Raw genomic sequence first — 20165 nt, 5'->3', positions numbered from 1 at the left:
ATGAGATCACAGGGAGCAACCGGAATGGGTTCGGTTCGCGTAGCCATCGTGGGCGTGGGCAACTGCGCCGCGTCGCTGGTGCAGGGTGTCGAGTACTACAAGGACGCCGACCCGGCCGGCAAGGTCCCCGGCCTGATGCACGTCCAGTTCGGTGACTACCACGTCAGTGACGTGGAGTTCGTCGCCGCCTTCGACGTCGACGCCAAGAAGGTCGGCTTCGACCTGGCCGACGCCATCGGCAACAGCGAGAACAACACCATCAAGATCTGCGACGTGCCGCCGACCGGCGTCACCGTCCAGCGCGGCCACACCCTCGACGGCCTGGGCAAGTACTACCGCCAGACCATCGAGGAGTCGGACGAGGCCCCGGCCGACGTCGTCCAGGTCCTGAAGGACCAGAAGGTCGACGTCCTGGTCTGCTACCTGCCGGTGGGCTCCGAGGCCGCCGCCAAGTTCTACGCCCAGTGCGCCATCGACGCCAAGGTCGCCTTCGTGAACGCCCTGCCGGTGTTCATCGCGGGCACCAAGGAGTGGGCGGACAAGTTCACCGAGGCCGGCGTGCCGATCGTCGGTGACGACATCAAGTCCCAGGTCGGCGCCACCATCACGCACCGCGTGATGGCGAAGCTCTTCGAGGACCGCGGTGTCATCCTCGAGCGCACCATGCAGCTGAACGTCGGCGGCAACATGGACTTCAAGAACATGCTCGAGCGCGAGCGCCTGGAGTCCAAGAAGATCTCCAAGACCCAGGCCGTCACCTCGCAGATCCGCGACCGCGAGCTGGGCGCCAACAACGTCCACATCGGTCCCTCGGACTACGTGGCCTGGCTGGACGACCGCAAGTGGGCCTACGTCCGCCTGGAGGGTCGCGCCTTCGGTGACGTCCCGCTGAACCTGGAGTACAAGCTCGAGGTCTGGGACTCCCCGAACTCCGCGGGTGTCATCATCGACGCCGTGCGCGCCGCCAAGATCGCCAAGGACCGCGGCATCGGCGGCCCGATCCTGTCGGCCTCCTCGTACTTCATGAAGTCCCCGCCGGTCCAGTACTTCGACGACGAGGCCCGCGAGAACGTCGAGAAGTTCATCCGCGGCGAGGTCGAGCGCTGAGTTCAGGGCACCACGCGGACCGGTCGCTCCGCAGCGGGTCGCACCGTCGGACCCGTGTGCTGAGCGACTGATCCCCCCTGGCTCCACCGAAGGGCCCACGATCACCGGATCGTGGGCCCTTCGTGTTTTCCCGGCCGATGTTTCACGTGAAACAGCAGCCCGTTCCATGGCACTCTGGGCGGGTGGCGATCACCGAGAACGGCAGCACCCACCAGTCCGCGCACCGCGCCACGCTCCTCGACCTGCTCCGGGGCCGGGACTTCCGGCGGCTGCTGACCGCCCGGGTGCTCTCCCAGCTCTCGGACGGGGTCTTCCAGGTCTCGCTCGCCGCCTACGTGGTCTTCTCCCCCGAGAAGCAGTCCTCCCCCACCGACATCGCCTCGGTGCTGGCCGTGATGCTGCTGCCGTTCTCGGTGATCGGCCCGTTCGCCGGGGTGCTGCTGGACCGCTGGCGCCGACGCCAGGTGCTGTACTACGGCAACCTGGCCCGCTTCGGGCTGGGCCTGGTCACCGGTGGGCTGCTCCTGGCCGAGGCGCCGACCGAGCTGTTCTTCGCCTCGGCCCTGCTGGTCACCGCGCTCAACCGGTTCATCCTCGCCGGTCTGTCCGCCGCCCTGCCCCGGGTGGTGGAGCAGGACCAGCTGGTCACCGCCAACGCGCTCTCCCCCACCCTCGGAACGGTCGCCGCCGCCTCAGGCGGCGGCATCGGCTTCCTGCTGCACCAGGTGATGACGCCCGGACCGAAGGCGGACGCCGCGCTGGTGACGGTCGCCTCGCTGCTCTACCTGTCGGCCGCGCTGGCCGCCCGCCGGATGGACCGCGACCTGCTCGGCCCGGACCAGCACGCCGACCGCCCGGCACTCGGCCAGGCGCTGGTCCGGGCCGCCGTCGAACTCGGCGCCGCGGTGCGCCACCTGGTGCGGGACTGCCGGCCCGCCGTACACGCGCTGGCGGCGGTGACCGCGGCCCGGTTCTGCTACGGCGTGCTGATCGTGGTCGTGGTGATGCTCGCCCGGTACACCTTCAACGACCCGGCCGACAGCGCCGCAGGCCTGGTCAGCCTCGGCCAGGCCGTCGGCCTCTCCGCCGCCGGCTTCTTCGTCGCCGCGGTGGTCAGCCCCTGGTGCACCCGGAAGCTCGGTCTGGCCGGCTGGATGACGGCCTGCCTGATCGCCCCGGTGGTCTTCGTCCCCGCCCTCGGCCTGAGCTTCACGCTGGTGCCCTGCCTGATCGCCGCCCTGCTGCTCGGGGTGGTCACCCAGGGCACCAAGATCTGCGCCGACACCGTGGTCCAGGAGTCGGTCGAGGACGAGTTCCGCGGCCGGGTCTTCGCCATCTACGACGTGCTGTTCAACGTCGCCTTCGTGGCCGCCGCCATGGTCACCGCCCTGGTGCTGCCGCTGTCCGGCCGCTCCGGTGCGGTGGTCGTCGGCGTCGCCGCGGTGTACGCCCTCACCGCGGTCCTCTACCTGCGCGCCGCCCGCCGCCACCCGATCCCCTGACCGGTCCTCCACGAATCCCCCCGGACTCGGGACCGATGGCGTCCGACCGAGTCGCTAAGGTGTCAGACCTGTCGGAACGACAGCACTCTGTCTCGGGGGACGAACTGATGAGCACACCGCCCAACCAGTACGGGCCGCCACCGCCGGTTCCGGCGGGGCCGCACGCCGCACCGTACGGCGGTGCGCCCGTTCCCCCGCCGGCCGCGCCGTACGGACCGCCGCCCGGTTACGGGCAGCCGCAGCCCGCCCCGGGCGGCTACGGAGCGCCGCCGTCGTACGGGCAGCAGCCGTACGGGCACCAGCCCTACGGACAGCAGCCGCCTGCCGGGGCGTACGGCTACCCGCAGCCCACCGCTCCGGCACCGACGGCGCCGCCCGCCAAGAAGAGCGGCATCTCCAAGCTGAAGATGGTCGGACTGGCCGGCGGCGGCCTGGCCCTGGCGGTCGGGTACTTCGTGGCCGGGCCGAGCGTCAGCAGCGCCAAGCCGGGCGACTGTGTGCGGGTGAGTGGCTCCCGCGACGTCGAAATCGTCAAGTGCACTGATTCCAAAGCGAATTACCGCGTACTGTCGAAGTTCGAAGGCACCACCGACGTGAACCGCTGCAAGCAGACGCCGCAGACCACGAGCGCCGTCTCGGGCAAGAGCGGCCGCCGCTGGAACAAGAAGCGGTACGTGCTCTGCCTCGGTCCGATGGCGCCCGCCACCACCGGTGTCCCGCCGGTGAAGAAGTCCTGAACTCTTCCACCACTCCGTCCCCGGGGGACCAACTTGTCCGTTCCGCCTCCGCCCCAGATGCCGTACGGTCCGCCGCCCGGCGATGGCAACCCGTACTCCTCCGGCGGCGCCTACGGCGCTCCGCCCCCGCCGCCCGGCCAGCCCGGCTACGGCTACCCGAGCGCCCCGCCGCCGGAACAGCCGTACGGCTACCAGCAGCCCGCGCCCGGCTACGGCTACGGGTACCCGCCGCAGGGCCCGACGGACGGCCTGACCTGCCGGTTCTGCGGCGGCTACCCGGCGGTGAACGCCACCGTCCGCGGCCACCAGGGCCTGATCGTGGCCTACCGGATGCTGCGGATGTCCGGCCCGTTCTGCCGGACCTGCGGCACTGCCACCGTGCGCGACATGTCCGCCCGGACACTGGTCCAGGGCTGGTGGAGCCTGATCTCGTGGCTGCTGACGCCGATCACACTGCTGCTGAACCTCGGCCCGCACAACCGCATCAGCCGACTGCAGCCGCCCGTCCCGGGCAGCCACGGCCCGCAGCTCGACCCGGGCGTGCCGCTGGCCCGCCGCCCGCACATGGCGATGCTTCTGGTGCCGGTCTCGCTGGCGGTCACCGTCGTCCTCGCCGCCACCGGGGTGCTCGGCCCGTCGAAGAACGACGACCCGAGCAACCCGATCACCGCGGCGCCGTCGCCGTCCCCGTCGGCGTTCACCTTCACGCCCTCGCCGCCGCCGGCCTTCCCCTCGCCGACCTTCACGATGCCGGTACTGCCGAGCATCACCCTGCCGCCGGTCACCACCCCGACCGACGACGCGGACAGCGTGGACACGGCCAAGGCGGGCGACTGCCTGCGCAACGAGAACGGCCCCGCCGGTGAGACCACCGACACCCACCCGAAGGTCTCGGTGCTGCCCTGCACCGACACCAAGGCGCAGTACAAGGTGATCTACAAGTACCCCGCCACGTCCGACGAGAAGGTCTGCGAGAAGCAGCCCAAGTCGGACAGCTGGTACACCCGCACCTACACCAACTTCCCGTCCCTGAACTACGTGCTCTGCCTGAAGAAGCTCAAGTAGCCCGCCGCACGCGCGAGGGGTGGCCCCGGCCGAGTGCCGGGACCACCCCTCGCGTCGTGTCAGGAACCGGAACCGGAGCCGGAGCCGGCGTCAGCCCTGCTGCCCGGCCCACCAGGCGCGCAGCGCCGCGACCGCCTCGTCTTGCTCCATCGGGCCGTGCTCCAGGCGGAGTTCGAGCATGTGCTTGTACGCCTTGCCGACCGACGGACCGGGCTTGAGGGCGAGCAACTCCATGATCTGGTTGCCGTCCAGCGCCGGGCGGACGGCGTCCAGCTCCTCCTGCTCCTTCAGCTCGGCGATCCGCGTCTCCAGACCGTCGTAGGTTCGGGAGAGCGTGGCCGCCTTCTTCTTGTTGCGGGTGGTGCAGTCGGAGCGGGTCAGCTTGTGCAGGCGCTCCAGCAGCGGCCCGGCGTCGGTGACGTAGCGGCGCACCGCGGAGTCGGTCCACTCGCCGCCGCCGTAGCCGTGGAAGCGCAGGTGCAGCTCGACCAGGCGCGAGACGTCCTCGGTGAGCTCCTTGGAGTACTTGAGCTCCCGCATCCGCTTGCGGGTCATCTTGGCCCCCACCACCTCGTGGTGGTGGAAGGAGACCCGGCCGTCCGACTCGAAGCGGCGGGTGCGCGGCTTGCCGATGTCGTGCAGCAGCGAGGCCAGCCGCAGGGTGAGGTCCGGGCCGTCCTGCTCCAGCGCGACGGCCTGCTCCAGGACGGTCAGCGAGTGCTCGTAGACGTCCTTGTGCCGGTGGTGCTCGTCGCGCTCCAGCCGCAGCGCGGGCAGCTCGGGCAGCACGTACCCGGCCAGGCCGGTGTCGACCAGCAGCCGCAGGCCCTTCACCGGGTGCTTGGCCAGCAGCAGCTTGTTGAGCTCGGCCTGGACCCGCTCGGCCGAGACGATGGTGATCCGCTCCGCCATCGCGGACATCGCGGCGACCACCTCGGGCGCCGGGTCGAAGTCGAGCTGGGCGGCGAAGCGGGCGGCCCGCATCATCCGCAGCGGGTCGTCGGAGAAGGACTCCTCCGGGGTGGCGGGGGTGCGCAGCACCCGGGCCTCCAGGTCCGCCAGGCCACCGTGCGGGTCGACGAAGCCGCGGCCCGGCAGGTCGACGGCCATCGCGTTGACCGTGAAGTCCCGGCGGACCAGGTCCTCCTCGATGGTCTCGCCGTAGGTCACCTCGGGCTTGCGGGAGGTGCGGTCGTACGCCTCGGAGCGGTAGGTGGTGATCTCGATCAGGAAGGAGCCCTCGGGGGTGTCCTTGCGGGCACCGACGGTACCGAAGGCGATGCCGACGTCCCAGACCGCGTCCGCCCAGCCCTTGACCAGCTTGAGCACCTGCTGCGGGCGGGCGTCGGTGGTGAAGTCCAGGTCGTTGCCGAGCCGGCCGAGCAGCGCGTCCCGGACCGAGCCGCCGACCAGCGCCAGCCGGTGACCGGCCGCCTCGAAGCGGCGGGCGATCTCGTCGGCGACCGGCGACACCCGCAGCAGCTCTTGCAGCCCCAGGGTCTGGGCCTCGCTCAGGCCTGGGACGGCCCGGGCGGCGGTGCTGGGACGGTCGGTGCGCGTGGTGGGCTCATTGGCAGTGGACACGGCTCACAAGGGTACGTGCCCCGGCAGGTCAACCGCCCGCGCGTTTTGGGCGTCTCACCCCACAGCCCGCAACACTGCACCGCAGGCTGCATCGTTACCATGCCGGTGGACGAGTCTCGGGCACCGGACAGGGGATGCGGTGCCGCGTGCCGCCACGGCCCGCGGAACTCCTGCGCCGGCGGTGCGGCGACGGCGTCGGGCGAACGCTCCCGAGCGTCGAGAATGGCAAGAGCTCCAATCGAGGGACGTCGGGCGCGACCGCGCCGGACGGGACGAACAGCATCAGCAGCAAACGATCGAGAACGGCGAGGGCGAAGCGAGTGAGCGAGCCGGCACGGCACTCGGGCCTGGGGGCGCACCGACAGCCTGGACGGGCCGAACGCCCCACCGGGGGACGTCATCCGGTCCGCCGGGCGGGCCTGCGCCTCGCCGCCGCCTGCGCGGCCGCCCTGACCCTCTTCACGGCCGCCCCGGCCGGCGCGCTGCCGGCCGGCGGCAACCCCCGGCCGGCCGCGGACTCCACCGCCTCGGCCGAGTACCCGGTGGTCCTGAGCATCGAGTCGCTGGCCCCGCAGGTGGCCGTCCCCAACGGCACCGTGACGATCACGGGGCACGTCACCAACGCCGGCAAGTCGGCGCTGAAGGGCGCCCACGCCGCCGTCCGCAAGCCGTACTCCGGCAAGCCGCTGGACCGGCGCAGCGACCTGGCGAACGTGGCCGGCCGCACGACGCCGATCGGCACCGACGGCGTGGAGCTGGACAGCCCCCAGTACGCGCTGCCCGAGCTGAACCCCGGCCAAACCCTGCCGTACACGCTGAGCGTCGCGGTGAACGACCTCGGGCTGTCCTCCAGCGGGGTGTACGAGCTCGCGGTGGACGCCTGGGGCTCGACCGCCGACAACTCGCACGACCGGGCCCTGGGCATCGCCCGGAGCTTCCTGCCGTACAACCCGGGCGGCGCCGAGGCGCAGCCGACGAAGGTCGCCACGCTCTGGCCGCTGGTGCACGCGCCGGTGCTGGCCGCGCAGACCGTCGCCGACACCGGCGACCAGTCCACCTCGGTGCTGCGCGACGACAGCCTGGCCGCCGAGTTCGCCCCCGGCGGGCGGCTGTACGAGCTGGTCGACACCGGTTCCAAGCTGCCCGGCCTGACCTGGGTGATCGACCCGGACCTGGTGGACGCCGCGTTCGCGATGACCAAGCCCTACCGGGTGCAGAACCCGGGCACCGAGTCCGCGGGCAAGCCGGCCAGGGACGACAACACCGTCCCGGGCACCGGCACGGCCGCCGCCACCGCCTGGCTGGACAAGCTGCGGACCGCCGTCGCCAAGCCGGACAGCCAGGTGGTCGCGCTGCCCTACGCCGACCCGGACCTCGCCTCGATCGCGCACAACGGGGCCGACCTGCCCGGCATGTCGACCGCGCTCAACAAGGCCGCGACGGCCGGCCGGCTGACCGTCGAGGGCCGGCTCTCCGTGGACACCCGCTCCGACGTCGCCTGGCCCTACCAGGGCTACGTCGACCAGCGGATCACCGGCCTCGCCCAGCAGGCCGGCAGCGGGCTGGTGCTGGCCAACGGGGCGAGCATGCCGGAGCCGGACTCGCTGAACTACACCCCGAGCGCGGTGCGCCCGATCGGCAACGGGCAGAGCGCGGTGGTCGCCGACGAGACGGTCTCCGGGCTGTTCCAGCAGGACCTGAGCTCCGCGAAGGACCAGACCGACGCGACCCAGCGCTTCCTCGCCGAGACCTTCGCGATCACCCACGAGCAGCCGCAGAACCAGCGCGGCCTGCTGGTCATGCCGCCGCGCGAGCTGAGCGTCAACACCGCCAAGGTGCTGGCGAACGCCCTCCAGGCGGCGGCCGGCAAGTGGATCGCCCCGACCAAGCTGGACGGGGTGGCCCAGTCCTCGCCCGACCCGAAGGCCAACACCGGCGTCCCGGCGGCGGCCGACTACCCGACCCAGGCCCGCGCCTCGGAGCTGTCGGCGGCCGACCTCAGCGGCACCGACCGCATCCAGTACGACCTGGACACCCTGATGCGGGTGCTCACCCTGCCGCAGCGGGTGCGCGGCCCGTTCAACGCCGCCATGGCCCGCTCGCTGTCCACCGAGTGGCGCACCCGGGCACCGGCCGGCGGCGCCTACCGGCAGGGCGTCAAGATGTACCTGCAGGAGCTGACCAAGGCCGTCCAGGTGCCGCCGAAGCGCGTGGTCACCCTGGCCGGCGACACCGGCCAGCTGCAGGTCAGCGTCCGCAACGACCTGACCCAGACGGTCACCAACCTGAAGCTGGTGCTCACCTCGACCCAGCCGAACAGGCTGCGGGTGAGCAAGGAGGAGGAACTGGTCCTCCCGGCCTCGCAGAGCGCCACCCTCCGCTTCCAGGCCGAGGCGCACAACAACGGGCCGGTCAACATGACCGCCCAGCTGTGGACCACCGGCCCCAACCCGCGGGCGTACGGCGAGGCCCAGACCTTCAGGGTCGAGGTCACCTCGGTGACCAACGGCGTGCTGTACGTGTTCGCGGGCGCCGGCCTCCTGCTGCTGCTGGCCGCGCTGCGCTTCATGCGCCAGCGCAAGCGCCGGGACGGCCGGCCGCACGAGGACGGCGACCAGCCGGTCGGGGACGCCCCGCAGGCGGGCGGCGGGGCCGTCGCGGAGCCGGAGGCGGACGGGGCCGACGGGACGCCCGGGGACAGCGGGTCCGACGGGTCCGGGCCGGCGGACGACTCCGCTGGTGACGGTCCCGCGCAGACACCGCGCGGCAGCAGCCCGGATGGCCGGGTTAGGGCCGCCAGTGATGAGAAGGTTGGTCCTTGATACCGCCGACCCCCCGTGACGCCGGGCCGGCCTCCCCCACGACAGCGAAGAGGTGACATGACCGGGCGCAGCGAGGAGCGGCCGCCGGGCCGCGGTGAGAGCCGGCCGGGTGCCGAGTCGCCGTCCGGCGACTGGTACGTGGCCGACACCTACGCCCAGGACCCGTACGCGGCCGACGCGTACGGGACCCCGCAGGACGGCCAGGACCCGTACGGCCTGCGGGCCGGGCGACCCGCCGGGCCGGAGCAGCAGGCCGCCGCGTACGACGTGCCGCCGCAGCTGCCGCCGCAGGGCGGCGGCTACCCGATGCCGGTGCCGCCGACCCCGTACCCGGCGGCGGAGCAGTTCTCGCCCCCGGTGCCGCCGACGCAGCCCGGCTGGGACACCCCGCCGCAGGCCGGTTGGCAGCCGGAGCAGCCCGCGGCCCCGGCTCCGGCCGGCGGCCGGTGGGGCGGTGCCGAGCAGCAGCAGTCGCAGCCACAGCAGCCACAGCAGTCGCAGCAGTGGGAGCCGGGCCCGGCTCACTCCGCCTGGGACAGCGAGACCACCGAGTACGTCGGGGTGGACGCGCTGTTCGGCGGCCGGCAGGCGCAGGCCGCGGCCCAGCCGCCGGTTCCGCAGCCCGCCCCGGCCCCGCAGACCGCCGCCCCGGGCACCCCGGGGGCCGTGCCGCCCGGCGCGCAGGCCGGTCCCGCGCCGTACCCGCCGGTGGTCGGTTACCCGGGGCAGCCGCAGCACGGCGGTCCGGGCGGGCAGCGTCCCTTCGTGCCGCCGATCGAGTTCGACCCGCCGCTCTCCGAGGAGGAGGCCACCATGCAGGTGGCCGCCGTCGCGGTGCCCCCGGCGGTCGAGCCGCTGGCGGAGCTCGCCGAGAAGCACGCCGCGCAGCCGCAGCCCGCGGCCGCCCCGGCGGCCGGCGGGGGCGGCAAGGTCGCCAGCCTGCTGAACTCCAGCGCGATCATGGCGGCCGGCACCCTGGTCTCCCGCGGCACCGGCTTCGTCCGGACCATGGTGATCACCCTGGCCATCGGCGTCGGCGTGATGGGCGACTCGTACAACGCGGCGAACACCCTGCCGACCCTGCTGTACATCCTGATCGGCGGCGGCGCGCTGAACGCGGTCTTCGTGCCGCAGCTGGTGCGCAGCATGAAGAACGACGAGGACGGCGGCACCGCGTACGCCAGCCGGCTGCTCACCCTGGTGATGGTCGGGCTCGGCGGCGTGGTGTTCCTGGCGGTGCTCGGCGCACCGGTGCTGGTCCAGCTGATCGCCCACCCGATGATGTCCAACCCGGAGCGGGCCGACACCACGGTGGCGCTGGCCCGCTACTGCCTGCCCACGATCTTCTTCATGGGCATCCACGTGGTGATGGGCCAGATCCTCAACGCCCGCGGCCGGTTCGGCGCGATGATGTGGACCCCGGTCCTGAACAACATCGTGGTGATCTTCACCTTCGCCGCCTACATCTGGGTCTACGGCGGGTTCGGCACCACCCACGTCACCCCGGAGGCCATCTCGCCCGAGGGCGTCCGGCTGCTCGGCCTCGGCACCCTGATCGGCCTGGTCGTCCAGTCGCTGGCGATGATCCCGTACCTGCGGGCGGCCGAGTTCCGCTTCCGGCCCCGCTTCGACTGGCGCGGCCACGGCCTGGGCAAGGCCGCCCGGCTGGCCAAGTGGACGTTCTTCTTCGTGCTCGCCAACCAGGCCGGCTACCTGGTGATCACCCAGCTGTCGACCAACGCCGGCGACGCCGCCGCGGCGGCCGGCCACACCGGCGTCGGCCTGGCCGCGTTCTCCAACGCCCTGCTGATCTGGCAGCTCCCGCAGGCCGTGATCACCGTCTCGATCATGAGCGCGGTGCTCCCCCGGCTCTCCCGGGCGGCCGCCGACGACGACGCCGGAGCCGTCCGCGACGACATCTCCTACGGTCTGCGCACCACCGCGGTGGCGGTCGTCCCGGGCGCGTTCCTGTTCCTGTCACTCGGTCCGGTGATCGGCCGTTCGATCTACGCGGTCGGCGGCAACGAGTCCGTCCTGAACGACGCCACCAACGTCGGCCTGATGCTCTCCGCCTTCGCCCTGGGCCTGATCCCGTACTCGGCCCAGTACGTGATGCTGCGCGGCTTCTACGCCTACGAGGACACCCGGACCCCGTTCTCCAACACCGTCTGGGTCGCCGTCTGCCAGGCGACCTTCTCGGTGCTGTGCTGGCTGCTGCTGCCCGCGCAGTGGACGGTGATCGGCATGGCCTTCGGTTACGGGTTCGCCTACGCCATCGGGGTGATGGTGGCCGTGCCGAAGCTGAAGAAGAAGATCGGCGGGCTGGACACCAAGCGGATCGGCAAGACGTACAGCCGGCTGGCCGCCGCCTGTGTCCCCGCCGCGCTGGTGGGCCTCGGCGCCAGTCTGGCGGTCCAGCAGGTGCTCAGCGGCTGGCTGGGGAGCATCGCCTCCCTGGTCGTGGCCGGCGGCCTGCAGCTGGGTGTCTTCGTGCTCATCGCGAAGCGCCTGCGGATCGAGGAACTGAACGCCATGCTGGGCATGGTCCGCGGCCGACTGGGCCGCTGACCGTCGCTTCGACGGCCGGACGAGCGGGCGCCCTGACCGGGCGTCAACCGGAGCGGACAGCTCCGCCGCTCGTCCGGCCTACTGCTGGGCCGCCGGCCGAGCCGGTGCAACCCGGCGGCGAGGTGGCGACCCGGTGTCCTATCTGCACCACATCTCTCCACCGGTGGGCAACCGAGCGGGGCCCTCAGAGGTCGTACCCGGGGGAGAAGAGTGGGCACAATTGTCCTGGAGCACGGGGCCGCCAAACCCCCGGACTCCAGCGACTCTCTCAGCCGGGGCGACACAAGGGGAGGCAGGACCACGGTGGCTGATGGCACCAAGGCGGTCGTCGACACGTCGGCAGCTGACACGGCGGCGGACGAAGCCGCGCTGGCCGCGGCGATCGACGGGCTCGCCGTCGCGAAGGACGCCGACGGGCGCGCCTCCGCCGGCGGCGGCAAGGGCGCCTCCACCGCTGCCGCCGTTCCCGGGCGGACCGCCGGTGACGTCGACGGGGACACCCACGACGGCCCCGACAGGGGATCCGGGAGCTCCACCGACTCCGGTGACCCCGGTGGCTCCGACGACTCGGACGGCTCCGACGCGGACCGCGACCCGGACGGTCCGGCGGTCTCCGTCAGCGAGGAGACCTCGGAGATCACCGCGCCGCTCTCGGTCCAGGAGATCGCCGCCGAACTGGCCGCCGGCGCAGCGGGGAAGAAACCCGCCCCCGCGCAGGCCCCCGCGAAGCGCCGTCCCACCGACCCGCAGCCCACGGTCGACCCGCGCGACACCGCCACCCTCCCGCGCACCCTTCCCGCCCCGCAGCGCCGCAGCGGCGACATGATCGGCCACCGGTACCTGCTGGAGGAGTGCATCTCCCAGACGGACACCTTCAGCAGCTGGCGCGCCGTCGACGAGAAGCTGCGCCGGGCCGTCGGCGTCCACCTGATGGCCTCCGGCCACCAGCGGGCCCGCAAGGTGCTGGCCGCGGCCAAGTCCGCCGCCCTGCTCGGCGACCCGCGCTTCGTCCAGGTCCTGGACGCCGTCCAGGAGGGCGAGCTGGTCTACGTCGTGCGGGAGTGGCTGCCGCACTCCTCCGACCTGGCCAAGCTGCTCGCGGACGGCCCGCTGGAGCCGCACGAGGCGTACCAGATGGTCCGCCAGGTCGCCGACGCGGTCGCGGCCGCCCACCGGCGCGGCCAGGCCCACCTGCGGCTCACCCCGCGCTGCGTGCTGCGCACCGACAGCGGCCAGTACCGGATCAACGGCATCGCGGTGGACGCCGCCCTGCGCGGGCTGCCCGTCGAGGGGACCACCGAGGACGCCCAGCGCTCCGACACCCGTGCGATCGGCGCCCTGCTGTTCGCCGCGCTCACCCACCGCTGGCCGTACCCCGAGGACCGCTACGACCTCCGGGGCCTCCCGAAGGGCCTCCAGAACGTCGCGCCGGACCAGGTCCGCGCCGGCGTCCACAAGGGCCTGTCCGAGCTCGCGGCGCGCGCCCTGTTCGACCACCCGCCGCACCACGCCGAGCCGATCACCACCCCGGAGGAGCTGGTCCGGGCGATCGCACAGATGCCCCGGATCCGCCGGCCCGAGCCGGAGCTGCCCGCCTACCCGGCGCCGCCCCGGCACAACACGCACGCCCTGCCGACGGCCCCCAACCCGACCCGGGTCGCCGACACGACCGTCGCGCCGCTGCCCGCCTCCTCCCGCCCGGCCTCGACCCGGCGCACCCGGCGGCGGCTGCGGCGGGTGGCCAAGGCCACCGCCTGGACCGTCGCCCTGGGCGCCATCGGCGTCGCCTCCTGGCAGTTCGTCGACAACCTGCGCAACAACAACGGCGCCGTCGCCTCCCCGCTGCCCTCGGCCAGCAGCGCCGCGCCGACCACCCCGCACCCGACGACGCACACGCCAGTGCCGATCGCGATCAAGGAAGCGCAGTCGTACAACCCGCTGGGCGACGGGCCGGAGGGCACCGAGAGCATCGGGAAGTCCATCGACGGCGACCCGAACACCGCCTGGACCACCGGCTGGTACTACGACCAGTTCGGCCCCAAGGCACCCGCCCTGAAGCCGGGCACCGGCCTGCTGATCGACCTCGGCTCGCCGCAGTCGGTCTCCGCGGTGAACGTCCAGTTCAGCGGCGGCGAGCAGGCCGCGGAGCTCCGCCTGCCCACCTCGGCCGCCGCCGCCAACCCGATGGCGGCCAAGCCGGACGGCTTCACCGTCGTCGGCAAGAAGAGCGGGACCAACGTCGAATACACCCTCGACAACCCGGTCACCACCCGCTACCTCTTGATCTGGCTGACCAGCCTGACCAAGGATTCCGACAGCAAGTTCCGCGGCCACGTCGCCGAGGTCAAGGTCTCCGGCTGACCCGACGACCGGGCCGCCGTCGGGCGGCAAGCGGACACGGCGAGACGAAGGGGTGGCGGTGACGGACAGCGTGGACCGGACGGACGACGACGCGGCGCTGCTCGCCCGGCACGTGGCGGGCGACCGGGAGGCCTTCGGCCTGCTGGTGAACCGCCACCGCGACCGGCTCTGGGCGGTCGCCCTGCGCACCCTGGGCGACCGCGAGGAGGCCGCCGACGCGCTCCAGGACGCCCTGGTCTCCGCGTTCCGCGCCGCCGCCGGCTTCCAGGGCCGCTCGGCCGTCACCACCTGGCTGCACCGGATCGTGGTCAACGCCTGCCTGGACCGCGCCCGCCGCAGTGCCACCCGCCGCACCACCCCGCTCGACGAGGACCCGCAGCGGCTCGACACCCTGGTCGGCGCCGCCGAGCCGGCCGACTCCCCGGTGGTCCGCGCCGAGCTGCACCGCGAGGTGACCGCGGCCCTCGACGAACTGCCCGTCGAGCAGCGGGCCGCGCTGGTCCTGGTCGACATGCAGGGCTACCCGGTCGCCGAGGCCGCCGAGCTGCTGGGCGTCCCCGTGGGCACCGTGAAGAGCCGCTGCGCACGCGGCCGGGCCCGGCTGCTCCCCCTGGTGCGGCACCTGCGCGAGAACGACGACGGGCCGGACGTTTCACGTGAAACACCGGGCGCCCCGGGTTCGGCCCCACCACGGCGGGGCACCCCGGGTTCGGCCCCACCACGGCGGGGCACCCCGGGGAACCCGACGGCGCCCCGCACCGTCACAGGGACGAGCCCGAACACCGGTCGGACGGTTCTGGAAGGAGACGCGAGCACACGATGACCGCCCCCCTCCCCTCCCCCGACCCCACGGGGGACCACCCCCCGGTCGAGCAGCTCGCCGACCTCGCCGAGGGACTGGTCGAGTCCCCCGGGGCCGTCACCGCGCTGCGCCGGCACCTGGACGGCTGCGCCGAGTGCCGGGAGACCGTCGACGCCCTCGTCGAGGTCCAGGCGCTGCTCGGCGACGTGGAGACCCCGCCGATGCCCGCCGACGTCGCCGCCCGGCTGGACGCCGCGCTGGCGCAGGCCGCCGCCGGGGACGGCTCCCCGGAGGCCACCGGATCGTCCGGGAGCGCCCCCGGGGACGACCGCGCGCCCGGGCACCGGCCGCAGCAGGCCCCGGCCGCCGAACGTCGGGCCGCCACCCCGGCCCCGCCCGCGCGGGCCGCCTCGGGGGCCTCCGCGCCGCCCGCACGGCCCTCCGGCGCCACCGGTCCAAGCCGCTCCCGCCGCCGGCGGTTCGCCCTGCTGCTCGGCACCGCGGCCGCCCTGGCCGCCCTCGGCCTCGGCGGGGCCCTGCTCCTGAACCCCGACGACAACTCCGGCGGCCCCTCGGTCACCGCGGGCGCCCCGGCGGGCACCGCCGCCGCCGACCAGAGCGCCCGCACCCCGCACACCGCGAGCACCGGAACCACCTACCGCGCCGACGAACTCGCCGCCCAGGTGCAGCAGTTGCTGGCCCGCTCGGAGACCCCGCCGGGGTTGCGCCCGACCGGGCAGGCCAAGCCCCAGAGCGTGCTGCCCGCCGAGGGCGCCCGCCCGGAACCTTCCGCCTCGGCCTCCCCGCCGCCCTCGCCGTCCTGCCCGGCCCCGGCCCCCGGCACCCCGCTGGCCACCGACCGGGGCAGCTACGACGGCGCCCCGGTCGACGTCCTGGTCTACCCGGTGCCCGGCCGGGTGGACCTCGTGGACGTCTACCTGCGGTCCCCCGACTGCGGTCCGGTGGTCCTGCACCAGAGCGTTCCCAGCCGCTGACCAGTGGTTCCCATGCGATCCACGTCCAGCACGGCACGCCGCTCCCGGAGTCCGGGCACGTGGTACTGATCCGCCTGGGAATGCGAGACACTGGTCAGTCGTTGTCCCGGGCGGCGGAGCAGGACCGCCCTCCCCGCAGCAAACGCGGGTCGCGATGCGAACCAGGAGAAGCAGTGAGCGACGTCCGTAACGTGATCATCATCGGTTCCGGCCCGGCCGGGTACACGGCTGCGCTCTACACGGCCCGTGCCTCCCTCAGGCCGCTGGTCTTCGAGGGGGCCGTCACCGCCGGTGGTGCGCTCATGAACACCACCGAGGTCGAGAACTTCCCGGGCTTCCGGGACGGCATCATGGGCCCCGAGCTGATGGACAACATGCGGGCCCAGGCCGAGCGCTTCGGCGCCGAGCTGATCCCCGACGACATCGTCGCGGTCGATCTCACCGGTGACGTCAAGACCGTCACCGACTCCGAGGGCAACGTGCACAGGGCGCGCGCCGTGATCGTCACCACCGGCTCCCAGCACCGCAAGCTCGACCTGCCGAACGAGGACAGGCTCTCCGGGCGCGGCGTCTCCTGGTGCGCGACCTGCGACGGCTTCTTCTTCCGCGACCAGGACATCGCGGTGGTCGGCGGCGGTGACACCGCTCTGGAGGAGGCGACCTTCCTCTCCCGCTTCGCCAAGAGCGTCACGATCATCCACCGCCGGGACACGCTGCGCGCCTCCAAGGCGATGCAGGAGCGCGCCTTCGCGGACGAGAAGATCCGCTTCGAGTGGGACAGCGCGGTCGAGGCGATCCACGGCGACCCGAAGCTGACCGGCGTCACCCTGCGCGACACCACCACCGGTGAGACCCGCGAGCTGGCCGTCACCGGCCTGTTCATCGCGATCGGCCACGACCCGCGCACCGAGCTGTTCAAGGGCCAGCTGGACCTCGACGCCGAGGGCTACCTCAAGGTCGAGGCCCCCTCGACCCGGACCAACATCCCGGGCGTGTTCGGCGCCGGCGACGTCGTGGACCACACCTACCGCCAGGCCATCACCGCCTCCGGCACCGGCTGCTCCGCCGCGCTGGACGCCGAGCGCTACCTGGCCGCGCTGGACGACCTGGAGGCCAAGGCCGCCGCCGTGGCGGTCTGACCCCCGGGCCACCGACCCACCCCCTCGGGGGTGTTCCCCGTGGAACACCCCCGCCCCGGCCGGGCAGAAACAGAACGGGCCCACCCGTTGTTCTCCTGGCAGCAGCCCCCTCCGTCCGAACCCGAGGAGTTCCCGTGGCCGGCGCCACCACCACCGTCACCGACGCGTCGTTCAAGTCCGACGTCCTGGAGAGCGACAAGCCCGTGCTCGTCGACTTCTGGGCCACCTGGTGCGGCCCGTGCCGCCAGGTCGCCCCGATCCTGGACGAGATCGCGGCCGAGCACGGCGACAAGCTGACCATCGCCAAGCTCGACGTGGACGCCAACCAGGCGACCGCCGCCCAGTACGGCGTCATCTCGATCCCGACCCTGATCCTGTACAAGGGCGGCGAGCCGGTGAAGTCCATCACCGGTGCCCGTCCGAAGGCCGCGCTGCTGCGCGAGCTGGACGGCTTCATCTAGGTCGGACCGTCGACCGCACGGCGGCGGGGCTCCCCGGGTGGGGAGCCCCGCCGCCGTTCTTCGTCCCGCTCCCGCGGTCCCCGCCGCGCCACCCGGCCCCCGGCCCGTTCAGAACGGCCGCAGCGCCGGCTCCTTGCGCCCGCCGCCGAGCAGCCGCTCCAGCGCCCCCTCCACGTCCCCGCGCCAGGAGAGCGTGGTCCGCGCCTCCAGCCGCAGCCTCGGGTAGCGGGCGTGCGGCCGGACGGTCCTGAAGCCGACCGCGAGCAGGTGGTCGGCCGGCAGCACGCAGCTGATCGGCAGCCTTCCGGCCGAGCCGAAGGCCTCGATCGCCCGCACCCCGCGCCCGATCAGGTCCTTGGCCACCGTCTGCACCAGCACCCTGCCGAGTCCCTGGCCCTGGTAGCCCGGCAGCACCCGGCTGACCATCAGCTGGACGGCGTCCGGCGAGACCGGACTGGTCGGGAAGGACTGCGAGCGGGGGACGTAGGCGGGCGGCGCGTAGAGCACGAACCCCGCGGGCCGGTCGTCCACGTAGACGAGCCGACCGCAGGAACCCCACTCCAGCAGCACCGTGGAGATCCACCCCTCCTTCTCGAGCTCCGGCTTCCCGGACTCCACCGCCTCCTTGGCGCTGACCGGATCCAGCTCCCAGAACACGCAGGAGCGGCAGCCGGCCGGGAGGTCCCCCAGGTTGTCCAGCGTCAGCGGAGCGATCCGGCGTCCCATGCCCGTACCTCCTCCTCCACCTCACGGTCGAGCATTCCCCCACGAACACCGATGGGTGCATGTTTCACGTGAAACAGCGCTCACGTGAAGCACGCACCCATCGGTCCGGTGCCCTCGGCCCGAAGCCCGGCTCAGCCCTGCGACAGCCGCAGACCGTCCTCGCCGGGGGCCATGCCCTCCAGGATCCGGTTGAGGTCCTCCACCGAACCGAACTCCAGCACCACCTTGCCCTTGCCCAGCTTGCCGCCGCGCTGCGAGACCTCGACCTTGACCCGGGTGTCGAAGCGGTCCGACAGCCGGCTCGCCAGGTCGTTGAAGGCCGGGGAGAGCAGCTTGCCCGCCTTGGGCGCCTGGCGCTTGGGGTTCTTCCCCTCCTCCGGGCGCATCAGCAGGACGATCTCCTCGACGTTGCGCACCGTGAGGGCCTCGGCCACGATCCGCGCGGCCAGCAGCTCCTGCTGCGCGGCGTCCGGCACCCCGAGCAGCGCCCGGGCGTGCCCGGCCGTCAGCGTTCCGGCCACCAGCCGGGTCTGCACGGTCGGGGGGAGCTTCATCAGCCGCAGGGTGTTGGAGACGTGCGCGCGCGAGCGGCCGATCCGGTCGGCCAGCTCCTCGTGGGTGCAGGAGAAGTCCCGCAGCAGCTGGTCGTAGGCGGCAGCCTCCTCCAGCGGGTTCAGCTCGGCCCGGTGCAGGTTCTCCAGGAGGGCGTCCAGCAGCAGCTTGTCGTCCTCGGTGGCCCGGACGATCGCCGGGATCCGTTCCAGCCCGGCCTCCCGGGACGCGCGCCAGCGGCGCTCGCCCATGATCAGCTCGAAGCTGTCGACGCCGACCTGGCGCACCACGATCGGCTGGAGCAGACCGACCTCCTTGATGGAGGTGACCAGCTCGGCCAGCTTGTCGTCGTCGAAGACCTCGCGCGGCTGGCGCGGGTTGGGGGTGATCGCGTCCAGCGGCAGCTCGGCGAAGTAGGCACCGGCCGGCTGCGCCTGCTCGGCCTGCTCGGCCTGCTTCTCGGCGGCCGCCCGGGCCGCCACCGTGCCGCGGCCGCTCGGCAGCGGCGGCACCGCGCCCGGCGCCACCGGAGCGGCCGGTGCGGGCGCGGTGGGCGCGGGCTTCGCCGCCGCCGCCCCGCCGTCCACCGGCGCGGCGGGGCGGATCAACGCCTCCAGCCCTCGACCCAGACCCCTGCGACCACTCACTGATGACCCTCCGTCGTGCCGTGCTGTGCCACCGGGGCACCGTGCCCCTGCTGGCCGTCCCGCTGCTGACCCACCAGCGAGCCGCCCTGGCCCACCGCACGCAGCGCGAGCTCGCGGGCGGCCTCCAGGTAGGAGAGCGCCCCGGTCGAGCCCGGGTCGTAGGTGAGCACCGTCTGCCCATAGCTGGGCGCCTCCGAGATGCGCACCGAGCGGGGGATCGCCGTGCTCAGCACCTCTTGCGGGAAGTGGGTCCGGACCTCTTCGGCGACCTGGGCGGCCAGCCTGGTCCGGGCGTCGTACATGGTGAGCAGGATGGTCGACACGTGCAGCGCGGGGTTGAGGTGGGCGCGCACCAGCTCGACGTTGCGCAGCAGCTGGCCGAGGCCCTCCAGCGCGTAGTACTCGCACTGGATCGGGATCAGCACCTCCTGGCCGGCGACCAGGGCGTTGACCGTCAGCAGGCCCAGCGAGGGCGGGCAGTCGATCAGGATGTAGTCCAGCGGCTGCTCGTACGCCGCGATGGCGCGCTGGAGCCGGCTCTCCCGGGCCACCAGGGAGACCAGCTCGATCTCGGCACCGGCGAGGTCGATGGTGGCGGGGACGCAGAACAGCCCCTCGACGTCGTGCACCGGCTGCACCACGTCGGCCAGGGGCTTGCCCTCCACCAGGACGTCGTAGATGGACGGCACGTCGGCGTGGTGGTCGATGCCCAGTGCCGTGGAGGCGTTGCCCTGCGGATCGAGGTCGACGACCAGGACGCGCAGCCCGTGCATGGCCAGCGAGGCGGCCATGTTCACGGTGGTGGTGGTCTTGCCGACCCCGCCCTTCTGGTTGGCGACCACGATCACCCGGGTGGCGGCGGGTCGGGGCAGACCCTCTCCCGCTCGGCCGATCGCCTGGACCGCAGCCTGGGCAGCCCGTGCGATGGGCGTGTCATCGATCTGGTCGATGGTCTCCGAGTCCTGCATGGGGGTCAGTGTTTCACGTGGAACCGGAGCGGCAACAGTCGCAGCCCGGAAGAGGCCGAGCCCGCGGCGGAGCCGCAAATCGAGACTGTCCGAGAGCGAGGGGCGACGTTTCACGTGAAACACCATGCC

Annotated in this window: 15 protein-coding genes; 11 read left to right on the top strand and 4 right to left on the bottom strand. The window is 73.0% G+C overall.

From position 1 onward, the window contains the following. The first annotated feature begins 24 nt into the window (after window positions 1-24). The 4 genes from AB0D10_RS24630 (at window position 25) to AB0D10_RS24615 (ending at window position 4411) form a co-directional block, all read left to right on the top strand. The gene (locus AB0D10_RS24630) at window positions 25-1107 is read left to right on the top strand and encodes an inositol-3-phosphate synthase (RefSeq protein WP_360260029.1); all 1083 of its coding nucleotides are present in this window, start codon (window positions 25-27) and stop codon (window positions 1105-1107) included. A gap of 182 nt (window positions 1108-1289) precedes the next feature. After that, window positions 1290-2609 carry an MFS transporter gene (locus AB0D10_RS24625; RefSeq protein ID WP_360260027.1) on the top strand — a complete coding sequence of 440 codons (1320 nt, stop codon included), beginning with the start codon at window positions 1290-1292 and terminating at the stop codon, window positions 2607-2609. Between the two features lie 107 nt (window positions 2610-2716). Further along, complete coding sequence (locus AB0D10_RS24620) at window positions 2717-3346, top strand: hypothetical protein (RefSeq protein WP_360260024.1); 630 nt, start codon at window positions 2717-2719, stop codon at window positions 3344-3346. 57 nt (window positions 3347-3403) lie between these two features. Further along, window positions 3404-4411, top strand: a complete 1008-nt coding sequence (locus AB0D10_RS24615) for a hypothetical protein (protein WP_360260023.1) — start codon at window positions 3404-3406, stop codon at window positions 4409-4411. A gap of 90 nt (window positions 4412-4501) precedes the next feature. On the opposite strand, the gene AB0D10_RS24610 is transcribed toward AB0D10_RS24615, so the two are convergent. Continuing rightward, the gene (locus AB0D10_RS24610; RefSeq protein ID WP_360260185.1) at window positions 4502-5926 is read right to left on the bottom strand and encodes a CCA tRNA nucleotidyltransferase; all 1425 of its coding nucleotides are present in this window, start codon (window positions 5924-5926) and stop codon (window positions 4502-4504) included. Between the two features lie 389 nt (window positions 5927-6315). On the opposite strand from AB0D10_RS24610, the gene AB0D10_RS24605 reads away from it, so the two are divergent. The 7 genes from AB0D10_RS24605 to trxA all read left to right on the top strand — a co-directional run bounded on the left by AB0D10_RS24605 (window position 6316) and on the right by trxA (window position 17143). Beyond that, entirely contained in the window at window positions 6316-8817 is a 2502-nt protein-coding gene (locus tag AB0D10_RS24605; protein ID WP_360260021.1) for a DUF6049 family protein, read from the top strand. A 57-nt stretch (window positions 8818-8874) separates the two neighbouring features. Further along, entirely contained in the window at window positions 8875-11385 is a 2511-nt protein-coding gene (murJ, locus tag AB0D10_RS24600) for a murein biosynthesis integral membrane protein MurJ (protein WP_360260019.1), read from the top strand. Window positions 11386-11688: 303 nt separating this feature from the next. Further along, window positions 11689-13746 (top strand): protein kinase family protein, encoded by a 2058-nt coding sequence (locus AB0D10_RS24595; RefSeq protein ID WP_360260016.1) that lies wholly within the window; start codon window positions 11689-11691, stop codon window positions 13744-13746. Between the two features lie 58 nt (window positions 13747-13804). Further along, a complete protein-coding gene (sigM, locus tag AB0D10_RS24590; protein WP_360260014.1) occupies window positions 13805-14569 on the top strand; it encodes an RNA polymerase sigma factor SigM in 765 nt (254 codons plus the stop codon). Beyond that, window positions 14566-15543 carry a hypothetical protein gene (locus tag AB0D10_RS24585; protein WP_360260011.1) on the top strand — a complete coding sequence of 326 codons (978 nt, stop codon included), beginning with the start codon at window positions 14566-14568 and terminating at the stop codon, window positions 15541-15543. Before sigM ends, AB0D10_RS24585 begins: the two co-directional genes overlap by 4 nt. Window positions 15544-15716: 173 nt before the next feature. Then, window positions 15717-16682 (top strand): thioredoxin-disulfide reductase, encoded by a 966-nt coding sequence (trxB, locus tag AB0D10_RS24580; RefSeq protein ID WP_360260009.1) that lies wholly within the window; start codon window positions 15717-15719, stop codon window positions 16680-16682. 134 nt (window positions 16683-16816) lie between these two features. Then, window positions 16817-17143, top strand: coding sequence for a thioredoxin (gene trxA / locus AB0D10_RS24575; protein WP_360260006.1), 327 nt, complete (start codon window positions 16817-16819; stop codon window positions 17141-17143). Between the two features lie 108 nt (window positions 17144-17251). Here the strand turns inward: trxA and AB0D10_RS24570 are convergent, their stop codons facing one another. The 3 genes from AB0D10_RS24570 to AB0D10_RS24560 form a co-directional block, all read right to left on the bottom strand. Then, window positions 17252-17869, bottom strand: coding sequence for a GNAT family N-acetyltransferase (locus AB0D10_RS24570; RefSeq protein ID WP_360260004.1), 618 nt, complete (start codon window positions 17867-17869; stop codon window positions 17252-17254). 131 nt (window positions 17870-18000) lie between these two features. After that, window positions 18001-19068: a ParB/RepB/Spo0J family partition protein gene (locus AB0D10_RS24565; RefSeq protein ID WP_360260002.1), complete on the bottom strand. Its 1068-nt coding sequence runs from the start codon at window positions 19066-19068 to the stop codon at window positions 18001-18003. After that, entirely contained in the window at window positions 19065-20036 is a 972-nt protein-coding gene (locus tag AB0D10_RS24560) for a ParA family protein (RefSeq protein WP_360259999.1), read from the bottom strand. The genes AB0D10_RS24565 and AB0D10_RS24560 overlap by 4 nt, the downstream gene beginning before the upstream one ends. Between the last annotated feature and the right edge of the window lie 129 nt (window positions 20037-20165).

It is taken from the genome of Kitasatospora sp. NPDC048545 (assembly GCF_040651155.1).
Taxonomy (GTDB): Bacteria; Actinomycetota; Actinomycetes; order Streptomycetales; family Streptomycetaceae; genus Kitasatospora.
Note: the sequence above shows the minus strand (reverse complement) of the source record. Positions and strands in the feature narration are given on the sequence as shown.

Excerpts from the sequence above, each read along its gene's own strand:
- AB0D10_RS24585 (WP_360260011.1), top strand. The coding sequence starts at position 14,566 with ATGACCGCCCCCCTCCCCTCCCCCGACCCCACGGGGGACCACCCCCCG.
- AB0D10_RS24630 (WP_360260029.1), top strand. The coding sequence starts at position 25 with ATGGGTTCGGTTCGCGTAGCCATCGTGGGCGTGGGCAACTGCGCCGCG.
- murJ (WP_360260019.1), top strand. The coding sequence starts at position 8,875 with ATGACCGGGCGCAGCGAGGAGCGGCCGCCGGGCCGCGGTGAGAGCCGG.
- AB0D10_RS24570 (WP_360260004.1), bottom strand. The coding sequence starts at position 17,869 with ATGGGACGCCGGATCGCTCCGCTGACGCTGGACAACCTGGGGGACCTC.
- AB0D10_RS24560 (WP_360259999.1), bottom strand. The coding sequence starts at position 20,036 with ATGCAGGACTCGGAGACCATCGACCAGATCGATGACACGCCCATCGCA.
- AB0D10_RS24615 (WP_360260023.1), top strand. The coding sequence starts at position 3,404 with ATGCCGTACGGTCCGCCGCCCGGCGATGGCAACCCGTACTCCTCCGGC.
- AB0D10_RS24620 (WP_360260024.1), top strand. The coding sequence starts at position 2,717 with ATGAGCACACCGCCCAACCAGTACGGGCCGCCACCGCCGGTTCCGGCG.